Source organism: uncultured Microbacterium sp. (genome assembly GCF_963528945.1).
Lineage (GTDB): Bacteria > Actinomycetota > Actinomycetes > Actinomycetales > Microbacteriaceae > Microbacterium.
The window spans coordinates 152754-173014 of record NZ_CAURWX010000001.1; the positions used below are offsets into that span (position 1 = coordinate 152754).

The window sequence follows — 20261 nt, forward strand, 5'->3', positions numbered from 1 at the left end:
GGCAATGTCGGAGGGGGTCCGTAGCGTGGAGGGCATGCGAATCCTGCACACCTCCGACTGGCACATCGGGCGCACCTTCCATGGGAATGCGACGCTCGATGCCCTCGCCGAGGTCCTGCGTGCGCTCACCGCGCAGGTGCGGGAGAACGATGTCGACGCGGTCGTCGTCGCGGGCGACGTGTTCGACTCCGCCACCCCGTCTGCCGCCGCCTACACGCTGCTCGGCGATGCGCTCGTCGACCTGCATGCGACGGGCGCGGCGGTCGTCGTCACGAGCGGCAACCACGACTCCGCGGCGCGGCTCGGGTTCCAGGCCCGCCTGCTCCGCGACGGCATCCACGTGCTCACCGACCCGACGGCCATCGCCACCCCCGTCACGCTGAGCGATGCGCACGGGCCCGTGCACTTCTTCGGCGTCCCCTACCTCGAGCCGGCGATCGTGCGCCAGCACTGGCCCGAGGGCGATGCGGCAGGGCGCCCCCTGCGCACGCAGGCGCAGACCATGGCGCACGCGATGGACCTCGTCCGTCGTGGCATGGCCGAGCACGAGGGACGTTCGATCGCCGTGGCGCACTGCTTCGCCGCCGGCGTCGACCCCACGCTCGGACTCGAACGCGAGGTGCGCCAGGGGGGTCTCGACGTCGTGCCGCTCGATGTCTTCGACGGACCCGACTACGTGGCGCTCGGGCACATCCACGGTCGTAACCAGCTGAGCGAACGCGTGCGCTACGCAGGGGCGCCGCTGCACTACAGCTTCGGTGAGCAGCACAAGCCGCGAGGGTCGTGGCTGGTCGACCTCGACGCCGACGGCCTCGCCGATGTCCGATGGCTCGACCTGCCGGTGCCCCGCCGGCTGGTCACGCTCACCGGCACCCTCGACGAGATCCTCAGCGACGACAACGCGCGGGCGCACGCCGAGTCCTGGGTCTGCGCCGTCTACACCGACACACTGCCGCAGACCGAGCCGATGCGACGACTGCGCGAGCGATTCCCGTACTGCGCGATGGTGCAGCACGCTCCCCTCGAGGTCGCCGACGAGGGAGAGCGATCGTACGCCGCCCGGCTGCGCACCGCGCAGAGCGACGACGAACGCATCGCGTCGTTCCTCGCGCACGTTCGGGCGGGGATGGGGCCGAACGAACGCGAGCAGCAGCTGATTCGCGACGTGCTCGATGACCGCGTGCGCGAGGAGGCGCTCGTCTAGATGCGCCTGCACCGACTGGAGGTCGAGGGATTCGGCCCGTTCCGATCGCGCCAGGTGGTCGAATTCGACGACTTCGTCGACGACGGCATCTTCCTCATCGCGGGTCGCACCGGGGCGGGCAAGTCGAGCATCCTGGATGCGGTCTGCTTCGGCCTCTACGGCGGCGTGCCCCGATACGACGGGGGCGAGAAGCGACTGCGCAGCGACTACTGCGCACCCGACGACCTCTCACAGGTCGTCGTCGAGTTCAGCACTCCGGCGGGCCACTACCGGGTCACCCGTTCCCCCGAATACCTGAGGCCCGCGAAGCGAGGGTCCGGACTCACCAAGCAGGCTGCGGCCGCCGCGCTCGACGAGAAGACGGACGCCGGATGGATCGGTCGCGCCGCCCGGGCGGTCGACGTCGCGCACGCGCTCGAGGAGATCCTCCAGCTCACCCGCGAACAGTTCCTCCAGGTGATCCTGCTCGCACAGAACCGCTTCTCCGAGTTCCTGCTCGCGGGCAGCAAAGAACGGCAGGCGTTGCTGCGGCGACTCTTCGGCACCGAGCGCTTCGAAGACGTGCAGGGGCGCTTCGAAGAACGCCGACGGGCGTCGGAGCAGCTGCTCGGTCAGCGGCTGGCCCAGCTCGCGGCACGCCTCGACGAGGGCGAGGCGCTGGTCGAGGCGGAGGGTCTGGGTCCGCCGGACGACGACCCCGCCGCCGCCCTCTCGGGTCTCGACACGGCGGGGAGGATCGACGCGCTACGACGGGCGGAGGCACGCGCGGCATATCGCGCCGAGCGACGTCTCGCGGAACGCGACGACGCCGAGCGGGCCATGGCCGCTGCGGAGGCGCAACTCTCGGAGGTGCGGGAGCAGCGGGCCGCGCAGATCGAACGCGACCGCTCGCGCGCAGCGCTGGCGGCGCTCGACGACGAGGCACCGCAGATCGAGCGCCTGCGCGCCGACCTCGATCGCGCTCGCGCCGCCGAGACGCTGCGCGGGGTGATCGACCTCGTCGACCGCGCTCGGCGCGATGTCGACGATGCCGAGCGCGTCGAGAGCGCCGCGGCCGAGGCCTGGAACCTCCTGCAGATCGACGACGCCGGAGAAACGGTCGATGCCCTGCGCGGGTGGGCGTCGGCGCGCACGCGCGCGAGCGGCGAGTGGGAGCATGCGGCGCGACTCGAGGAGCAGCAGGCGTCACGCGTCGCCGGGATCGCAGGGGCGCGGGAGGCCCTGGCCACGGCGATCGCACGGCTGGACGACCTCGGCCGTGAGCGCGGCGAGCTGCCCGATGCGCTGGCGCGCGTGCGCACGGCACGCGACGACGCGGGTCGACGGGCGGACCGTCTCGACGACCTGACGGCACGCCGCGACCGGGCCATCGTGCGCGGGGAGGCCGTGCAGCTGCTCGAACGACTGCGAGACGAGTCCGCGGCCGCCGAACGAGCCCTCGCCGAGGCCAGCGCGGCCGTGGCCATCGCGCAGACCGACCTCGCGACGCTGCGTCGCCGTCGGCTCGACGGCTATGCCGGAGAGCTCGCGTCGACGCTGGCAGACGACGCGCCGTGTCCGGTGTGCGGGGCCACCGAGCATCCGGCGCCGGCGGCGCACGTCGATCCGGTGTCGGCCGACGACATCACTCGGGCCGAAGCCGTGCGCGACGCCGCCGCACAGCTCGAACGCTCTGCATCGGAGCGCCTGTCCGACGTGCGTGTGCGCATCGCCGCGGCCGAGACCGCGGCCGAGGGGCGCACGGCCGAGACCGCTCTCGACGAACTCGACGCGCTCGAGGCGGAACGACGCGACGCTCTCACCGCCACGTCGTCTCGAGACGAGCTCGACGCCGAGATCACGCAGCTCACCTCCCGGTCGTCCGCCCTCGACGGCGAGCATGCCCGCGCCGAACAGGAGGCGGGGGAGGCCAGGGCCGCCCTCGCGGCCCTCGAACAGAGCGAGCGCGACGCCGCGGCGCTGATCGAGGCGTCGCGCGGTGACGCCGAGACGGTGCGGCAGCGCATCGCCGCCGCGTCGGTCGGTATCAGCGCCGCGAGTGCGCTGGCTGCCGCGAGAGAGGCTCTTGCGTCACGACGTACCGCCCTCGACGAGGCAGTGGCGGCGCAGCACGCCGCGCTCGCCGAGTCGCCGCTCGCCTCGGTCGACGATGCGCGCACGGCCCTCCGCCCCGCTCGTGAGCGGGAGGCGTGGGAGGAGCGCATCCGACGCTTCGCTGTGCAGCTCGAGACCGAGAAGGGCATCCTCCTCCCGCTCGAGATGCGGGCGCTCCCCGACGAGCCGATCGATCCGGCTCCCGCCGAAGCGGCGGCGGCCGAGGCACGGTCGGCCTGGGTGACGGCCGTCGACCTCGCGGGGCGGGCGCAGATGGTCGTCGAACGTCTGGCCGCGCTCCTCGCATCGGCGGCCGCCGAGCACGCGAAGAGCGCCGATGAGGCAGCCGAGCACGAGGTCATCCAGGGGCTGGCCGACGCCATCGCGGGCCGAGGCGCGAACACCCGCAAGATGACGCTCGAGACCTTCGTGCTCGCCGCGGAGCTCGAAGAGATCGTGGAGGCCGCGAACCGCCGACTGCACGACATGTCGACGGGGCGGTACCAGCTCCGGCACTCCGACGCGCTCGCAGCGCGCGGGGCCGCCTCCGGGCTCGGCATCGTGGTGCACGACGCATTCACCGGTCAGACCCGACCGGCGCAGTCGCTCTCCGGCGGGGAGACGTTCCTCAGCTCCCTGGCGCTCGCTCTCGGACTGGCCGAAGTGGTCACGGCGCGCGCCGGTGGCATCCGCCTCGACACCCTCTTCATCGACGAGGGGTTCGGATCGCTCGATGGAGACACCCTCGACGTCGCGATGCGCACGCTCGACGAGCTGCGGCAGGGCGGGCGCACCGTCGGCGTCATCAGCCACGTCGAGGCGATGCAGGACCAGATCCCCGCTCAGCTGCGGGTGCGAGCGACGAGCGAGGGCCCGAGCGTCATCGAGACCCGCTGAGGCTCGCGGGGCGGGCACACCGGTGCCGCGCGGGAGACAGCACGAGGGCGACGCTCAGACGCCGTACTCGCGGCGGACGACCTCGCGCAGCTGCGCGCTGCATCGGGCGATCGCCTCGCGGAAGTCGACCAGCGCGCCGTCCTCGGCGCGGTCCGAGATCGCCCGGAATGCGCGGATCGGCACCCCGAACTGCTGGGCGACCCAGATGTACGCATAGGTCTCCATGTCGACGAGACCCGCGCCCGACGGGCGGATGACCGCGGTGATGCCCGCATCGCCGACGAAGCTGTCGCCCGTCGCGATCAGCACGCCCTCGCGGCCCGTCGACACCCGCGCGGGCAGGGAGACATGCTGCCCCGGCACTCCGTCGAGGTCGAAGACGTCGTGCTGCAGCGCGCTGCCGATCTCGTGCACGTCGGCCGCGAGCCCCGGGTCGATACCGCCCGCGGTCCCGACGACGACGACCTCGTCGTAGTCGCCCGCACTCAACGCCCGGGTGAGGGCGTACGTCGCCTGCATCTTGCCCTCGCCGGTGACGAGTCGGTCGAATCCGGGGAGGTCCTCGGGGAAGGCCTGCAGTTCGGATGCCATGGCGGCGACGAGGAGCTTCACCCCGCCATCCTGCCAGGCGTCACGGACACGAGCGAACCGGGGCCGCGTGTCAACCGTCATGACGCCGTAACAGCGGGAGACCATACTGGGGTCCAGACGAGTGGAGGAACCGTGTCCCTGCAGAAGCAGATCTCTGAAGCCCTCGGCGTCCGCGCCGACATCGACCCGCAGGCCGAGGTGGAGCGCCGCGTGCAGTTCCTGGCCGACTACCTGCGCAGCACCGGAGCGAAGGGGTTCGTCCTCGGCATCTCCGGCGGCCAGGACTCGACGCTCGCCGGCAGGCTGGCGCAACTGGCCGTCGAGCGCGTGCGTGCAGAGGGTGGCGAAGCCCGCTTCCTCGCGGTGCGCCTGCCGTACCGCGTGCAGCACGACGCGGAGGATGCCGAGGCGGCGCTGGCCTTCATCGCTCCCGACGCGTCGGTCGAGGTGAACATCCAGAACGGCGTCGACGGCGTCGAGGAGGACATCGAGTTCGCCGTCACCAGCGACATCAGCGACTTCAACCGGGGCAACATCAAGGCTCGGCTGCGCATGGTGACCCAGTACGCGCTGGCCGGCCATGAGAGCGCGCTCGTGATCGGCACCGACCACGCGGCGGAGGCGGTGACCGGGTTCTACACGAAGTTCGGCGACGGCGCCGCCGATGTTCTGCCTCTGTCGGGGCTCACCAAGCGCCAGGGTCGCGCGCTGCTGCAGTCGCTCGACGCTCCCGACCGCCTGACCTTCAAGGTGCCGACGGCCGACCTGCTCGACGGGCAGCCGGGTCGTGCAGACGAGGACGAGCTCGGGCTGACCTACGAGCAGATCGACGACTTCCTCGAGGGACGCGAGATCGACGCGGACGCGGCGAGGCGGATCGAGGAGCGGTACGTGGCCACCCGGCACAAGAGGCACCTGCCGGTCGGGCCCGACGACAGCTGGTGGCGCTGACGCGCGACGCCGGCGTTCGGCGCTGAGACGCGGGTGAGCTGGCCGCGGCGTCCATGTCGGATGCCGCGGCTAGGGTCGAAGCACGACGGAATGGAGCATCGTGCGGATCGACACCCAGGCGCAACGCGTCATCTGGAGCGCCAGCGACCTAAAGGCCGCTGCCGAGTGCGAGTTCGCGTGGTCGCGCGCGATCGATGCCAAGCTCGGACGCGTTCCGGCGGTGGAGGAGCCCGAAGACGCGACGCTGGCCCGGGCCGCGTTGCTCGGCGACGTGCACGAGCGCGCCGTGCTCGCCCGCTACGTCGACGAGTGGGGTGAGGGTGCAGTGCATCAGGTCGCGCAAGTCTCGTCGCGCGATCCGGAGGCGCTGGATCGCGCCGTGGCCGAGAGCATCGAGGCATTGCGGTCCGATGCGGAGGTCGTCTTCCAGGCGGCGTTCGCGACCGACGAGTTCGTCGGATTCGCGGACTTCCTGCGCCGAGACGTCGACGGTCGCTGGCGCGTGCAGGACTCGAAGCTCGCCCGCAAGGCGCGGGTGACCGCACTCATGCAGCTGGCAGCATACGTCGACCAGCTCGATCGACTCGGCGTGCCGCGCTCCGACGAGGTCGACCTCATCCTCGGCGACGGCACCCTCAGCACGCATGCCGTCGACGACCTCCTTCCGCTGTTCCAGGTGCGCCGCGCGCGCCTGCGCGCTCTCATCGCCGATCGGAGCATCGCCGAGGGAGCCGCAGGCGCCCCGCTCGCGTGGGGAGACGACCGCGGCGATCTGCAGGTCGTCGCGTGCGGTCGCTGCGCCACCTGCGAGGAGCAGGTGACCGCGCACCGCGATCTGCTGATGGTCGCCCGCATGCGGCCGGTGCAGCGCGCTCGGCTTCGCGCCGCGGGCATCCGCACGATCGACGAGCTCGCCGAGGCGACCGAGCCGCCGCAGGGCATGAACGGCGACACCTTCGCGAACCTGCGCGCACAGGCCGCGCTGCAGGTGCGGGCCGAGGTCGAGGGGGCGACGACGTTCGAGGTGCACTACGCCCCCGCGATCCACACGCTGCCGGTGCCCAGCCACGGCGATATCTTCTTCGACTTCGAGGGCGACCCGCTCTACACCGAGGCGGCACCGGTCGGAGAGTCCCACTGGGGCATCGACTACCTGTTCGGCTGGGTCGACAACGCCGATCAGTACTCGGCGCTCTGGGCCCACACGTTCGCCGAGGAGCGCCGGGCCTTCGAGACCTTCCTCGACTTCGTCGCGGTGCGACGGGCGGCGCATCCGGGCATGCACATCTACCACTACGCGCCGTACGAGACGTCGCACCTCGTGGCCATGGCCGCGCGGCACGGCGTGCGCGAGGCCGAGGTCGACCGGCTGCTGCGAGAGGGCGTGTTCGTCGACCTCTACCCGCTGGTGCTGCGCACGGTCCGCGTCGGCTCGCGCTCGTACTCGATCAAGAAGCTCGAGCCGCTCTACATGGGTGATGACGTGCGCACGAGCGAGGTGCAGAAGGGCGACGACTCGATCGTCCAGTACGTGGCCGCCCGCGAGTTGGCGGCGGCCGGGGCGGGCGACGAGGCGGATGCCGTGCTCGCCGACCTCGCCGACTACAACCGCTACGACTGCGTCTCGACGCGCCGCCTGCGCAACTGGCTCATCGACATCGCTCGACGCGAGGGCGTCGCCCCGGCCCCGCCCGACGAGGCCGATCTGGTCGTCTACGAGCCCTCGCCCCGTTCGGTCGCTCTGCTCTCCGATGCCGACGAGGCGTCAGCCGTCGGCGCCGACGGCCAGGTGCAGCGCATCGCGGCGGCCGCGATCGACTACTTCCCGCGCGAGGCGAAGAGCTTCTGGGTCTCGCACTTCCAGCGCCTCCGCGAGCCGGTGACGATGTGGGAGGGCACCCGCGACGTCGTGCGCGTGGATGCCGGGGCGTCGCAGGTGCGTCGCGACTGGAGCATCGGCGAGGGGCGCCGGGTGATGTCGCGCGACATCGAGGTCCGCGGGGAGGTGTCGCCGGGAACGACCTTCGGCGCCGGCGCTCAGCCGTTCGCCCTGTACGAGGCCCCGGCGCCGTTCGACGTCGATGCGCCCACGTCGCGAGCCGTGCACGCGCCGCACACCGTCACGATCACGGAGGTGCTCGACGACGGATACCTCGTCACCGAGTCGGCGATCCAGGGCCAGACGTGGGACGCGTTGCCGCTCGCCCTCACTCCCGCCGCCCCTCCCCGCGTGGTCTCCCTCCAGGGGGCGATCGACGAGTGGGCGGATGCCGTGCACGCGGCGGCTCCGGAGTTCCCCGCAGACCCGGCGACCGACATCCTCCGTCGGGTACCGCCTCGCACGCTCTCCGGGGCCTCGCTCCCTCCGGCGGGCGACGACACCGTCGACGCGATCGTCCGGGGCGTCCTCGATCTCGACCGCAGCTACCTCGCCGTCCAAGGGCCCCCCGGCACCGGCAAGACGTACACGGGCTCGCAGGTGATCGCGCGGCTGGCCGGCGAGCACGGCTTCTCGATCGGTGTCGTCGCGCAGTCGCACGCGATCATCGAGACGCTGTTGGAGCGCGTCGTCGGCGACGGGCTCGCGCCGTCGCAGGTCGCGAAGGCGCCGAAAGACCCCGACGGCGATCACGCCTTCACCACGATCCCGAAGAACGGCATGGCCGCGTATCTCGCCGAGCACGCGAACGAGGGCGTCGTGGTCGGCGGAACGGCGTGGGACTTCAGCAACACCGCCCGCGTCGACCGTCAGGGTCTCGACCTCCTCGTGATCGACGAAGCAGGACAATTCTCGTTGGCCTCGACGATCGCGGTGGCCGCGGGCGCGAAGCGGCTGCTGCTCCTCGGCGATCCGCAGCAGCTTCCCCAGGTCAGCCAGGGGGCGCATCCCGAGCCGGTCGACACGTCGGCGTTGGGCTGGGTGATGGACGGCGATGCGGTGGTCCGGCCCGAGTACGGCTACTTCCTCGCTCGCTCGTGGCGCATGCACCCCGCGGTCGCCGCGCCGGTCTCTCGACTCGCGTATGCCGGTCGCCTGGCCTCGGCACCGGGCACCGAGAGACGATCCATCGACGGTGTCGAGCCGGGGCTGCACGTGATCCCGCTCCGGCACCGCGGCAACGCGACTCAGTCGCCGGAGGAAGCCGAGGAAGTCGTGCGGCTGGTGCGAGACCTCGTGGGCCGGACGTTCACCGACAACGACGAGGCCGGCACGGTGCGGGCGCTCCGCCCCTCCGACATCATCGTGGTGGCGCCCTACAACGCACAGCGCCAGCTCGTGCATGACGCTCTCGCGGCGGCCGGGTTCCACGACGTGCCGGTGGGCACGGTCGACAACTTCCAAGGCAAGGAAGCGGTGGTCTCGATCACCTCGCTCGCGGCGTCGAGCGGAAGGGACGCCCCGCGCGGGCCCGAGTTCCTGCTGCTGCAGAACCGGCTCAACGTGGCGATCTCCCGGGCGCAGTGCGTCGCCTATCTCATCCACTCCCCGGCGCTGCTCGACGACCTGCCCCGCACCCCCGAAGGCGTCGCGCGCCTGAGTGCGTTCGCCCGCCTGGTCGGCGCCGCAGACTGAGGAGATCGAGATGACGCATTCCCTCGACGAGATCCTCGGCGCGGCCGCGGAGTGGTCGTGGACCCCGCGGGAGAGCAGGCACGACGACACCCATCTGCGCCTCACCCTCTATCCCGCCCGGCTCGGCGGGGGAGTGCGCGCCTCACGGGTGCGATCGCGGCTCGATGCAGGGGAGGTCGTCGACTACGCCCTCGCCCGGAGTCGGGAGTGGGCGGCGACCGGCCTCACGTTCTGGACCAATCCGTCGGACGAGCCCGACGTCGAACCGGAGCTGCGGCGCCGCGGGGCCGCTCTCGTCGACACCGTGTCGGTCCTCGCGGCCCCCGCCGACAGCGTGGCGCTCGAGGCCCCGAGCGATCTCGCGGTCGAGGTGGTGCGCACCCTCGCGCAGGTGCGCGACGTCGACGCCGTCAACGTGCCGGTCTGGGGCCAGACGCCGCTCGACGAACAGGGCGCACGCGACGAGCTCGACGACGTCGTCGCGGCTCTCGAGTCGGGCGCAGGAATCCAGGTGCTCGCACGCCTCGATGAAGCTCCCGTGGCGGTCGGCGGATGCACCGTCGTCGGCGGTTTCGTGCGTCTCTGGGGCGGCTCCACCGTCGCCGCTGCGCGCGGCCGCGGCGCCTATCGCGCCGTGCTGGCCGAACGCCTGCGGATCGGCATGGAACAGGGCGCGACCACGGCCCTGGTCAAAGGCCGTGTCTCGACGTCCGCTCCCATCCTGGCGCGGGCCGGCTTCCGACAGGTCGGAGAAGAGCGCGCTTACCGACTCGCGGTGTAGCGAGCGTCGACGCGATCAGACCGTGCCGTAGAGCCGGTCACCCGCGTCGCCGAGACCGGGCACGATGTAGCCCTTCTCGTTCAGGCGCTCGTCGAGCGCTCCGAGCACGAGCGTGACGTCACGGTCGCCGACGAGACCCTCGATCGCGGCCACGCCCTCCGGAGTGCCGAGCAGGCAGATGGCCGTGACATCCTTCGCCCCGCGGTCGAAGAGGAACTGGATCGCCGCGGCGAGAGAGCCGCCGGTGGCGAGCATCGGGTCGATGGCGAAGCACTGGCGGTCGCTCAGGTCGTCGGGCAGGCGCTCGGCGTAGGTCGTGGGTTCGAAGGTCTCCTCATCGCGGACCATCCCGAGGAAGCCGACCTCGGCGGTCGGGAGCAGCTTCACCAGGCCCTCGAGCATCCCGAGACCGGCACGCAGGATCGGTACGACGATCGGCCGCGGCTCCGAGATCTTCACGCCCATGGTCGTGGTCACCGGTGTGGTGATCTCGATCGGCGTGACCTTCACGTTGCGGGTCGCTTCGTACGCCAGCAGGGTCACCAGCTCTTCGGTCAGCTGGCGGAAGACGGGCGACGGGGTGCGCGCGTCGCGCAGCACCGAGAGCTTGTGGGTGACGAGGGGGTGGTCGGCGACGTGAACACGCATGGATACAGGCTAATGCGCCCCGCCCTCGCGCACGACATCCGACGCCGCCGCCGCCTTCTTGCGAAGGGCGTACCGGGCGGCGATCACGCTGGTCACCACCGCGACGAGGGGGCCGATGAGGGTGAGGGCGATGACGAGCGGAGCTTCCATGCGATTCACGCTACGCACCGCCGTCGGTCGGCGGATCCCCCGGCGGGTGGACCTGGGGCGTCGCCGCCCGGGAGGACTGCATCCGCCGCTCGGGGGACCCCGCGTGCAGCAGAACCCGGCGGACCGTCGCGGCCGCTGTCATAGGCTCGTCGCATGACCGTCGACAGCTCCGCGATGGGCCGCGCCCTCGATCTCGCCGCCGAGGCCGCAGCGGCCGACGAGATCCCGGTCGGGGCCGTCGTGCTCGACCGGGAGGGGCGGATCGTCGGCGAGGGTCGCAACGACCGCGAGACGACGCACGATCCGACCGGCCATGCCGAGGTGCGCGCGCTCCGGCAGGCCGCGGCATCCGCCGGGTCGTGGAATCTCGAGGGGCACACCCTCGTCGTCACGCTCGAGCCGTGCCTGATGTGCGCCGGCGCGATCCTGCAGGCGCGCATCTCCCGCGTGGTGTTCGGCGCGTGGGACGACAAGGCCGGCGCCGCCGGGTCGATGTACGACGTGCTGCGCGACCGCCGCCTGCCGTACCGCGCCGAGGTCGTCGGGGGAGTGCAGGCGGATGCCTCCGCCGAGCTGCTGCGCGCTTTCTTCACCGCACGGCGCTGACACCGCACGGCGCTGAACCCGGCACAGCGCGGAACACGCCGCGGAGAGGGCCGCGGAGCGCTGCGCTCAGTCCGACGACTTGAGCACGAAGACGTCGGTCGGCGGCTCGGGGTCGAGCGACGGGCGGTACACGTCGGGCTCGATGTAGATCACTCGGGCGGCGGGGACGACCTCGCGGATGCGCGCCTCGATCTCGTCGATGTCGTCGGCGGCCTCACGCACCGTCTTGTCGGCGGTGAGCGCGATCTTCGCCGCGACCAGCAGCTCGTCCGGCCCGAGGTAGAGGGTCTTGATGTGGATGAGCTTCTCGACCTCGGGACCACTGGTGATCGCGTCGACGATGCGGTCGAGGTCGGCGGTCGTGGCGCCCTCGCCCACGAGCAGGCTCTTCGTCTCGATGCCCAGCACGATTGCGATGAGCACGAGCAGCACGCCGATCATCAGGGTGCCGATCGCGTCGAAGACCGAGTTGCCGGTGATGACGGTGAGTCCCACGCCGAGCAGGGCGAACGAGAGACCGGCGAGAGCGCCCGTGTCTTCGAGCAGCACGACCGGGAGCTCCGGCGCCTTCGACCGACGCACGAACGACACCCACGACTGCCCCTTCTCGCGCACCCGGTTGCTCTCTTTCACGGCGGTGCGCAACGAGAAGCTCTCGAGCGAGATCGCCACGACGAGCACGACGATCGGCAGCCACCACCAGGCGGGGTCGAGTTCGTGCGGGTTGCGGAGCTTGTCGATGCCCTCGTAGATGGCGAACAGACCGCCGAGCGAGAAGAGGATGATCGACACGACGAACGCCGACACGTATCGCTCCCTGCCGTACCCGAACGGGTGCGAGCGGTCGGCCTCGCGGCGCGCCTTGCGCCCGCCGAGCAGCAGGAGGAGCTGGTTGCCGGAGTCGGCGACGGAGTGGACGGCCTCGGCGAGCATCGAGGCCGACCCCGAGAGGAGCCAGGCGATGAGCTTCGCGAGGGCGATGCCCATGTTCGCCAGGAACGCTGCGATGATCGCCTTGCCGCCGCCGGATGCACTCATGCGTCGAGTCTAGGACGCCCTCTCCGAGGAGCGCAGGTGCGCCGCCGTAGGATGGCGACATGGCTGACTCCCTCCCCTCGCTCGCGTTCCTCGGTGCCGGCTCGATGGGGGGTGCGATCCTCCGCGGGGTCGTCGCCTCGGGGGTGGCCGTCGAGGGCGGCATCGTCGCCACGAACCGCTCACGGGTGAGCGCCGCCGACCTCGCCGACCTCCGCGACGTCACGAGTGTCGCGCTCGAGGAGCATCCGCACGGAAACCGCGACGCCGTGGCATCCGCACGCATCGTGCTGGTCGGCGTGAAGCCGGCCATGGTGCCCGACCTGCTCCGCGAGATCGCCCCGCATCTCGCTGCCGACGCGATCGTGGTGAGTCTCGCCGCCGGCGTCACCCTGCAGACCTTCGCCGACGCGTTGGGCGAGGCGGCGCACGTCGTCCGCTCCATGCCGAACACCCCCGCCACGGTCGGCAAGGCCGTCACGGGGTTGGCGGCGGGCGCCGCGGCCACGGCCGACGACGTGGCGCTCGTCCGCCGACTCTTCGAGACCGTGGGTGCGGTGATCGAGGTGCCGGAGTCGCAGATCGACGCCCTCTCGACCATCTCGGGGTCGGGCCCCGCCTACGTCTTCCTGCTCATCGAGGAGTGGACGAAGGTGGGCATCGGCCTCGGGTTCAGCGAGGCCGACGCGCGACTCATGGCCGAGCAGACCTTCATCGGCGCGGCGGCGCTGCTCGACGCATCCGGCGAGACCCCCGCCGAGATGCGGCGGCGCGTCACGAGTCCGAAGGGCACGACGGAACGGGCCATCGCCGTTCTGCAGGACGCCCACCTCGAGCGCCTGTTCGCGGATGCCTCGGCTGCGGCGCTCGCCCGCGCGAAGGAGCTGGCCGCCGGGGCGTGACCTCGCGGATCAGCGGTCGAGGGCCGCGAAGCGCTCGATGTCGCTGTTGGTGCCCGAGACGATGATGAGGTCGTGGTTCGTCACGACCGTGTTGGCCTCCGCGTAGCGGAACGGCTTGCCCGGGCTCTTCACGCCCACGACGGTGACCTTGTACTTCGACCGCACGCCCGACTCGTTGAGTCCGATGCCGCGGATGAACTTCGGCGGGTACATCTTCGCCAGCACGAAGTCGTCGTCGAAGCGGATGAAGTCGAGCATGCGTCCGCTGACGAGGTGCGCCACCCGCTCACCGGCTTCGCGCTCGGGGTAGATCACGTGGTTGGCGCCGACGCGGGCCAGGATCTTGCCGTGCGACTGCGAGACGGCTTTCGCCCAGATCTGCGGCACTTTGAGGTCGACGAGGTTGGCGGTGATGAGAACGGATGCCTCGATCGACGAACCGACCGCGACCACGGCGACCTGGAAGTCCTGCGCTCCGATCTGGCGCAGTGCCTCGATGTTCTTCGCGTCGGCCTGCACCGTGTGCGTCACACGGTCCGACCACTTCTGCACGAGTTCGAGGTTGCCGTCGATCGCCAGCACCTCGCGGTCGAGGCGGTCGAGCTCGCCCGCGCAGGCGGCGCCGAACCGGCCGAGACCGATGACGAGGACGGGAGCGTCGCCCCGGAGGACTTCAACCAACGATCGGCCTTTCCACGGGCAGCGAGTAATACTGCGATCGCGACGTCGCGGCGACTGCCGCGGCGAGTGTCACTGTACCAATGCGCCCCATGAAGATCGTGACGGCGAGCACGTACGATCCGGCGTCGGGGAGCTCGGCGGTGAGTCCTGTCGAGAGGCCGACGGTGGCGAAGGCCGAGATCACGTCGAACAGCACATGGCTGATGTCGGCCTTGGTGATCTGGGCGATCACGATGGTCGACAGGGCGACGATCGTGGCGCCCCACGCGACGACGCTGAGGGCGACCCGCTGAACGTCGCTCGGGATGCGCCGACCGAACACCTCGACCGACTGGCGCCCCTTCGCCTCCGACCACACCGCGATCGCGAGCACCGCGAGCGTGGTGACCTTGATGCCGCCGGCGGTCGACGCCGAGCCGCCGCCGACGAACATCAGCATGCTCGCAGCGACGAGCGACGAGCCGTTCAGGTCGGCCATGTCGATCACGTTGAATCCGCCGGAGCGCGTCATGGCCGACAGGAAGAACGCCTGGAAGGTGGTGTCGACGGCATCCATCGATCCGAACGTGCGCGGGTTCTCGTACTCGAGCACGAGGAAGACCGCCGCGCCCACGATGAAGAGCAGCACGGTCGTCACGAGGGTGAGCTTGGTGTGCAGCGACCACTTCTTGACGTGCCAGACGTGCTTAGCGAGGGAGTAGATCACCGGGAAGCCGATGCTGCCGAGGAAGACACCGGCCATGAGCAGCGTGAGCACGGCGTAGTCGTCGGCGAACACGGCGACGCCGCCGTCGTTCGGGGCGAAGCCGGTGTTCGTGAACGCCATCGCGGCGAAGTACGGGGCTTCCCAGAGAGCGGCGATCGGATCGACCTTCGCCATCACGAGGAAGGGGTAGAGGAGCACCGCGAGGGCGCCCTCGATGATGAGCGCCGACAGGGCGACGGTGCGCAGGAGCTGCCCGACCTCGCCGAGTCGCACGGTCTGGCTCTCGTTGACGACGCCCCCGTGCGCGCGCATCGGATTGGTGTCGCCGGCGGCGAGGAGCTTGGCCCGCAGCCCGAGCCGCTTCGAGATCACCATGCCCATCAGGGAGGCGAGGGTCAGCACGCCGAGGCCGCCGATGTTCACCCCGATGAAGATGAGCACGTGCCCGAACGGCGACCAGTGGTTGGCCATGTCGACCGTGGCGAGGCCGGTGACGCAGATCGTGGAGACGGCGGTGAACAGCGCGTCGCTCAGCGGCGTGACGGTGCGATCGGCGGAGGCGATGGGCAGCGAGAGGAGCGCCGTGAAGACGAGGATGAGCGCGGCGAACACCACGATCGCGAGGCGCGACGGCGACGAGGTGAGGAGGTGGCGGCCCTGCGAGGCGACGTTGCGGAGGCGCTGGCGCGGCGACGATGCCGAGACGATGCCGGACAACGCGTCCCCTTCCGTTCACCGACGCCGATGCCGGCGCGCTCGGCGCCTCCGGCCGAGCCCTCGTCATGGTACTCCGTGGCGGGGACCACTACCCTGAACACATGACCGACATCTTCGACGTGATCGCCGACGGGACGAGGCGCGACATTCTCCAGCTCCTCCTCGGCCGCACGAACGAAGGGGAGTCCGGCACGAGCGTCAGTCAGATCGTGGCCGAGCTCGGCATCAGCCAGCCGACCGTGTCGAAGCACCTCAAGGTGCTGCGCGATGCCGAGCTCGTGCGTGTGCGCGAAGACGGCCAGCGACGGTTCTACAGCCTCGCGGTCGAGCCGCTCAGCGAGGTCGACGACTGGCTCGTGCCGTTCCTGGTCGATGCGTTCGGCGACGATGCTCCCGACATCGAGTACCCGGGGGCGCCGATCCCCGAGAGTGCAGCGCACGCCGCAGAGGTGGTGGGGCGGGCCGCCGCATCCGCGAAGCACGTCGTCGCCACCGCCCTCAAGCGCCTCGGCGCCTGACCGTTCGTCGCGTCCGGAACGCACTTCGCCCCTGACGACCGGGGGGCGTCGTCAGGGGCGAGAGCCGCGGGCCCCACGCCCGCGTGGATCCGTTCGGTGCGGGATCGGATCCGTTCCCACAGCGTGGCACCGCAGCCTGGACGAACGAGGGACGATCCCTATGACCGCGCTGTGACCCGGCGTGGTCGCCGGAGTGCCGGATCACAGCAGCCACATGGGTTTACACGCGTCACGGCCACCCCATAGAGTGTGCTCATTCGAGAAAGGGGTACGTGGGATGCCCGAAGTTCCTGACGTCAGATTCCTGACGGTGGCCGAGGTGGCCGAACTCATGCGCGTGTCGAAGATGACCGTCTACCGCCTCGTGCATGCCGGCGAGCTGCCGGCGATCCGCTTCGGTCGCAGCTACCGCGTGCCCGAGTCGGCCGTGGCCGACGCACTCCAGCGTCCGATCGCCGACGTCGGCTGACCGCCAGCCGGTCCGGCCCGTCGATGTGACGGCGGGGTCCGACGGTTTGCTAGACTGCTCCGAGGCATTTTTTTCCGTGCCCGTACCCGGGCGTCCGATATCCGCGACGCCCAGCCCCTGACTTAGTGAGGTTTCCGTGGGTTCTGTCATCAAGAAGCGCCGCAAGCGCATGGCGAAGAAGAAGCACCGCAAGCTGCTTCGCAAGACTCGCCACCAGCGCCGCAACAAGAAGTAAGCGGCCCAGACACGAGCGCCCCCGACGGCTCTGCGGAGCATGTCGACCGGGGGCGCTTTGTGTCTCTGCGGCCCGAGATCATCAGCTCGAAGGAAGACGACATGAAGTCGATCACCGTCACCGAACTCGCCGAGCGCACGGGAACGCCGCTCATCGACGTGCGCGAGAAGGACGAGTTCGCCGCAGGACACGTTCCCGGCGCGCAGAACATCCCGATGTCCGAGATCGGCAACCGGCTCGACGAGCTGCCCGCCGAGTCGTTCGACGTGATCTGCCAGGCCGGCGGCCGGTCGGCGCGCGTCGTCGAGGCGCTCGAGGCCCGCGGGTACGACGCCACCAACGTCGAGGGCGGCACGGGCGAGTGGATCGCCCAGGGGCGCGCGGTCGAGGTGCCATCGGCGTGACGACGCTGACGCTCATCGGCAAGCCCGACTGCCACCTGTGCGATGTCGCCTCCGAGGTGGTCGACGCCGTGGTGGCCGAGCTTCCGGATGCCGCGGCCGAGCGCCTGCAGATCGTCGAGGCGTCGATCGCCGACGACCCCGCCCTCTACGAACTGTGGTGGGAGAAGATCCCCGTCGTGCTGATCGACGGTGAATTCCACGCGCACTGGCGGGTCTCGCCCGACCGGCTGCGCACGGCCCTCGAGGAGGCCCTGCGATGACCATCCGTCACATCGTGAGCTGGCGGCTCGCCGCCGACGACGCGCAGGAGCGCGATGCGCAGGCGGCCGAGGTCGCCCGGCGTCTCGTCGCCCTCGACGGTCAGGTCCCGGGGATGCTCGCGATCACCGCCGGCGCGAACACCGTGCTGCCCGGCTCCAATTGGGACGTCGCCCTCGTCGCGGACTTCGCGTCGATCGAGGCGCTCGACGGGTACCAGAAGCATCCGGCTCACCTCGAGGCCGCCGGCTACATCCGCTCGGTCGCCGCCGACCGGGTGGCCGTCGACTTCGAACTCTGACGACACCGCCGTCACGCAACGAAACAAAACCGTAATCGGCGATCGGGCACTCTGGGGGGAGCATCTCTTCGGCGCCATGCCAAGATGATGACCTATCGGCCCGCCGCGCGGGTCCTACCCTGCCATCGACTCACAGGAGCAGCTATGCACCGTCGCACTACCTTCGCCGGCCTCGCACTCGCGGCCGCCGCCACCCTCGCACTCGCAGGCTGCGCCGGCGGCACCGACGACGCCGGATCCGGCGGTTCGGGTGAGGGCGACGACTACGGCCTGGTCACGGCCGGAACGCTCACGGCCTGCTCCGACGTGCCCTACCCGCCCTTCGAGGTCGAAGACCCCAGCACCGACAGCGGCTACTCCGGCTTCGACATCGACCTGCTCGACGCGATCGCCAAGAAGCTCGACCTCAAGCTCGCCGTGCAGGACGTGGGCTTCGACGCCCTCCAGTCGGGCACCACGCTCGTCGCCGGCACGTGCGACCTCGGCGCCTCGGCGATGACCATCACCGACGAGCGCAAGGCCAACATCGACTTCTCCGAGCCGTACTACGACTCGCTGCAGTCGCTGCTCGTCCGCACCGACTCCGGCATCGAGTCGATCGACGACCTCGACGGCAAGAACGTCGGCGTGCAGCAGGGCACCACGGGCGAGTCCTACGCGTCCGAGAACGCGACCGGCGCCGAGCTGGTGCAGTACCCCTCCGACGGCGAGCTGTGGCCGGCCATGCAGGCGGGTCAGATCGACGCGATCCTGCAGGACCAGCCCGTGAACCTCGAGCACGAGAAGGCCGACAGCGCGTACAAGATCGTCGAGACCTACGAGACCGACGAGTCGTACGGCTTCGCCTTCGCCAAGGGCGAGAAGGACGCGCTGCGCACGGCGGTCGACGACGCGCTCAAGGAGCTGCGCGACAGCGGCGAGTACCAGAAGATCTACGACTCCTACTTCTCGGCCGAGTGACCGGCGAGTAGAGAGGTCGGAGGTCCTTCACGATGGCGTTGAAACGGACGACGAAGTCCAGGCTGTATCGCCTGGCGATGTACGTGATCTTCTTCGCGGTGATCATCGGCATCGCCCTGTCGATCAACTGGCAGAAGGCCATTCCGCAGTTCTTCAACCTGGAGGTCGCGGCGCGGCTGTTCCCCGACGTCATCACGGTCGGGCTGCGCAACACCATCCTGTTCACGATCATCGCCTTCACCGGCGGTCTGCTGCTGGGCATCCTCTTCGCGATGATGAAGCTGTCCAGCATCGGCCTGTTCCGGTGGGTGGCGACGGCGTGGATCGAACTGTTCCGCGGACTGCCCGCCCTGCTGACGATCTTCTCGGTGGCGTTCATCGTGCCGATCGTCTTCGGGTGGAAGGTGCCCGGCGGCCCCGTCGGCGCCGGACTCCTCGGCCTGATGCTGGTGGCCTCGGCGTACATCGCCGAGGTCATCCGCTCCGGCGTGCAGGCGGTGCCGAAGGGGCAGACCGAGGCGGCGCGCTCGCTCGGCATGTCTCCCCTGAAGACGATGTTCTGGATCATCCTCCCGCAGGGGTTCCGCATCATCATCCCGCCGATGACGAACGAGCTGGTGCTGCTGCTCAAGGACACGTCGCTCGTGTTCGTGGCGGGAAGCTTCATCTGGTCGAAGGAGCTCACGACGTTCGTGCGTGACGCGAACACGGCCAACGCGAACGCGACCCCGCTCATCGTGGGTGCGCTGCTCTACCTGGTGGTGACGATCCCGTTGACGCGGTACACGGCGTGGCTGGAGCGACGGATGGCGAGGGAGCGATGATCACGGAACTGATCGACGTCCATGCCCCTGCAATCGATGTGCAGGGACTGGTCAAGACCTTCGGTGAGAACGAGGTGCTCAAGGGCATCGACCTCACCGTCACCAAGGGCGAGGTCGTGTGCATCATCGGCCCCTCCGGGTCGGGGAAGTCGACGCTGCTGCGCTCGGTGAACCTGCTCGAGGAGCCGACCGGCGGCACGGTGCGGATCGAGGGGATCGACATCACCGATCCTGAGACCGACATCGACCGGGTGCGCACCCGCATCGGCATGGTGTTCCAGAGCTTTAACCTGTTCCCGCACCTCAGCGTGCTGGGCAACCTCACGGTCGCGCAGCAGCGGGTGAAGAAGCGCAGCAAGGCCGAGGCCGAGCGCATCGCGCACGAGATGCTCGGGCGGGTGGGACTCGCCGAGAAGGCGACCGCCTACCCCGGCCATCTCTCGGGTGGTCAGCAGCAGCGCGTCGCGATCGCGCGGGCGCTGTGCATGAACCCCGACATGATGCTGTTCGACGAGCCCACATCGGCCCTCGACCCCGAGCTGGTCGGCGAGGTGCTGCAGGTCATGCGCTCGCTGGCCGATGAGGGCATGACGATGCTGGTCGTGACGCACGAGATGGGCTTCGCCCGCGAGGTCGGCTCGCGCCTGATCTTCATGGACGGCGGCTACATCGTCGAGGAGGGCGACCCGCGCGAGGTGCTCGGCAACCCGCAGCACCAGCGCACGAAGGACTTCCTCTCGCGCGTGCTTTGATCA

22 protein-coding genes are annotated in these 20261 nt (G+C 70.3%); 16 read left to right on the plus strand and 6 right to left on the minus strand.

Features of this window, described 5'->3' with window-relative positions; genetic code table 11:
* Positions 1 to 34: 34 nt before the first annotated feature.
* Positions 35 to 1204 carry an exonuclease SbcCD subunit D gene (locus RWS82_RS00630; RefSeq protein ID WP_314645792.1) on the plus strand — a complete coding sequence of 390 codons (1170 nt, stop codon included), beginning with the start codon at positions 35 to 37 and terminating at the stop codon, positions 1202 to 1204.
* Entirely contained in the window at positions 1205 to 4195 is a 2991-nt protein-coding gene (locus tag RWS82_RS00635; RefSeq protein WP_314645795.1) for an SMC family ATPase, read from the plus strand.
* Between the two features lie 54 nt (positions 4196 to 4249).
* Here RWS82_RS00635 and RWS82_RS00640 read toward each other — a convergent pair whose 3' ends face one another.
* Positions 4250 to 4807, minus strand: coding sequence for a nucleoside phosphorylase (locus tag RWS82_RS00640; protein WP_314645798.1), 558 nt, complete (start codon positions 4805 to 4807; stop codon positions 4250 to 4252).
* A gap of 111 nt (positions 4808 to 4918) precedes the next feature.
* On the opposite strand from RWS82_RS00640, the gene nadE reads away from it, so the two are divergent.
* The 3 genes from nadE to RWS82_RS00655 all read left to right on the plus strand — a co-directional run bounded on the left by nadE (position 4919) and on the right by RWS82_RS00655 (position 10092).
* Entirely contained in the window at positions 4919 to 5737 is an 819-nt protein-coding gene (nadE, locus tag RWS82_RS00645; protein ID WP_314645801.1) for an ammonia-dependent NAD(+) synthetase, read from the plus strand.
* Positions 5738 to 5837: 100 nt separating this feature from the next.
* On the plus strand, positions 5838 to 9311 hold the full coding sequence (locus RWS82_RS00650; RefSeq protein ID WP_314645804.1) for a TM0106 family RecB-like putative nuclease: 3474 nt from the start codon (positions 5838 to 5840) through the stop codon (positions 9309 to 9311).
* 10 nt (positions 9312 to 9321) lie between these two features.
* Positions 9322 to 10092, plus strand: a complete 771-nt coding sequence (locus RWS82_RS00655) for a hypothetical protein (RefSeq protein ID WP_314645807.1) — start codon at positions 9322 to 9324, stop codon at positions 10090 to 10092.
* Positions 10093 to 10107: 15 nt separating this feature from the next.
* Here the strand turns inward: RWS82_RS00655 and upp are convergent, their stop codons facing one another.
* Positions 10108 to 10740, minus strand: a complete 633-nt coding sequence (gene upp, locus RWS82_RS00660; RefSeq protein ID WP_314645809.1) for a uracil phosphoribosyltransferase — start codon at positions 10738 to 10740, stop codon at positions 10108 to 10110.
* Positions 10741 to 10749: 9 nt separating this feature from the next.
* Positions 10750 to 10890: a hypothetical protein gene (locus tag RWS82_RS00665; protein WP_314645811.1), complete on the minus strand. Its 141-nt coding sequence runs from the start codon at positions 10888 to 10890 to the stop codon at positions 10750 to 10752.
* Positions 10891 to 11043: 153 nt separating this feature from the next.
* Here RWS82_RS00665 and RWS82_RS00670 point away from each other — a divergent pair, with 153 nt between their 5' ends.
* Entirely contained in the window at positions 11044 to 11496 is a 453-nt protein-coding gene (locus RWS82_RS00670) for a nucleoside deaminase (protein ID WP_314645813.1), read from the plus strand.
* 66 nt (positions 11497 to 11562) lie between these two features.
* On the opposite strand, the gene RWS82_RS00675 is transcribed toward RWS82_RS00670, so the two are convergent.
* Positions 11563 to 12534 (minus strand): cation diffusion facilitator family transporter, encoded by a 972-nt coding sequence (locus RWS82_RS00675; RefSeq protein WP_314645816.1) that lies wholly within the window; start codon positions 12532 to 12534, stop codon positions 11563 to 11565.
* A 59-nt stretch (positions 12535 to 12593) separates the two neighbouring features.
* On the opposite strand from RWS82_RS00675, the gene proC reads away from it, so the two are divergent.
* Positions 12594 to 13433, plus strand: a complete 840-nt coding sequence (gene proC / locus RWS82_RS00680) for a pyrroline-5-carboxylate reductase (RefSeq protein WP_314645818.1) — start codon at positions 12594 to 12596, stop codon at positions 13431 to 13433.
* 9 nt (positions 13434 to 13442) lie between these two features.
* Here the strand turns inward: proC and RWS82_RS00685 are convergent, their stop codons facing one another.
* Both RWS82_RS00685 and RWS82_RS00690 read right to left on the minus strand, forming a co-directional pair.
* Positions 13443 to 14114, minus strand: a complete 672-nt coding sequence (locus RWS82_RS00685) for a TrkA family potassium uptake protein (RefSeq protein WP_314645820.1) — start codon at positions 14112 to 14114, stop codon at positions 13443 to 13445.
* Entirely contained in the window at positions 14107 to 15537 is a 1431-nt protein-coding gene (locus RWS82_RS00690) for a TrkH family potassium uptake protein (RefSeq protein ID WP_400190046.1), read from the minus strand. The genes RWS82_RS00685 and RWS82_RS00690 overlap by 8 nt, the downstream gene beginning before the upstream one ends.
* A gap of 101 nt (positions 15538 to 15638) precedes the next feature.
* Here RWS82_RS00690 and RWS82_RS00695 point away from each other — a divergent pair, with 101 nt between their 5' ends.
* From RWS82_RS00695 to RWS82_RS00735, 9 genes are all read left to right on the plus strand, one after another.
* Positions 15639 to 16055 carry a metalloregulator ArsR/SmtB family transcription factor gene (locus tag RWS82_RS00695; protein WP_314645823.1) on the plus strand — a complete coding sequence of 139 codons (417 nt, stop codon included), beginning with the start codon at positions 15639 to 15641 and terminating at the stop codon, positions 16053 to 16055.
* A 277-nt stretch (positions 16056 to 16332) separates the two neighbouring features.
* On the plus strand, positions 16333 to 16524 hold the full coding sequence (locus tag RWS82_RS00700; protein WP_046013605.1) for a helix-turn-helix domain-containing protein: 192 nt from the start codon (positions 16333 to 16335) through the stop codon (positions 16522 to 16524).
* 136 nt (positions 16525 to 16660) lie between these two features.
* On the plus strand, positions 16661 to 16759 hold the full coding sequence (locus tag RWS82_RS00705) for a 30S ribosomal protein bS22 (protein ID WP_003792170.1): 99 nt from the start codon (positions 16661 to 16663) through the stop codon (positions 16757 to 16759).
* Positions 16760 to 16860: 101 nt separating this feature from the next.
* Positions 16861 to 17163 (plus strand): rhodanese-like domain-containing protein, encoded by a 303-nt coding sequence (locus RWS82_RS00710; RefSeq protein WP_314645826.1) that lies wholly within the window; start codon positions 16861 to 16863, stop codon positions 17161 to 17163.
* Positions 17160 to 17423, plus strand: coding sequence for a glutaredoxin family protein (locus RWS82_RS00715; RefSeq protein WP_314645829.1), 264 nt, complete (start codon positions 17160 to 17162; stop codon positions 17421 to 17423). Before RWS82_RS00710 ends, RWS82_RS00715 begins: the two co-directional genes overlap by 4 nt.
* Positions 17420 to 17722 (plus strand): Dabb family protein, encoded by a 303-nt coding sequence (locus RWS82_RS00720; RefSeq protein ID WP_314645832.1) that lies wholly within the window; start codon positions 17420 to 17422, stop codon positions 17720 to 17722. The genes RWS82_RS00715 and RWS82_RS00720 overlap by 4 nt, the downstream gene beginning before the upstream one ends.
* A gap of 144 nt (positions 17723 to 17866) precedes the next feature.
* A complete protein-coding gene (locus RWS82_RS00725; protein ID WP_314645835.1) occupies positions 17867 to 18682 on the plus strand; it encodes a transporter substrate-binding domain-containing protein in 816 nt (271 codons plus the stop codon).
* Positions 18683 to 18759: 77 nt separating this feature from the next.
* Positions 18760 to 19506 carry an amino acid ABC transporter permease gene (locus RWS82_RS00730; protein ID WP_314645837.1) on the plus strand — a complete coding sequence of 249 codons (747 nt, stop codon included), beginning with the start codon at positions 18760 to 18762 and terminating at the stop codon, positions 19504 to 19506.
* A complete protein-coding gene (locus RWS82_RS00735; protein WP_314645840.1) occupies positions 19503 to 20258 on the plus strand; it encodes an amino acid ABC transporter ATP-binding protein in 756 nt (251 codons plus the stop codon). The genes RWS82_RS00730 and RWS82_RS00735 overlap by 4 nt, the downstream gene beginning before the upstream one ends.
* Positions 20259 to 20261 lie beyond the last annotated feature (3 nt).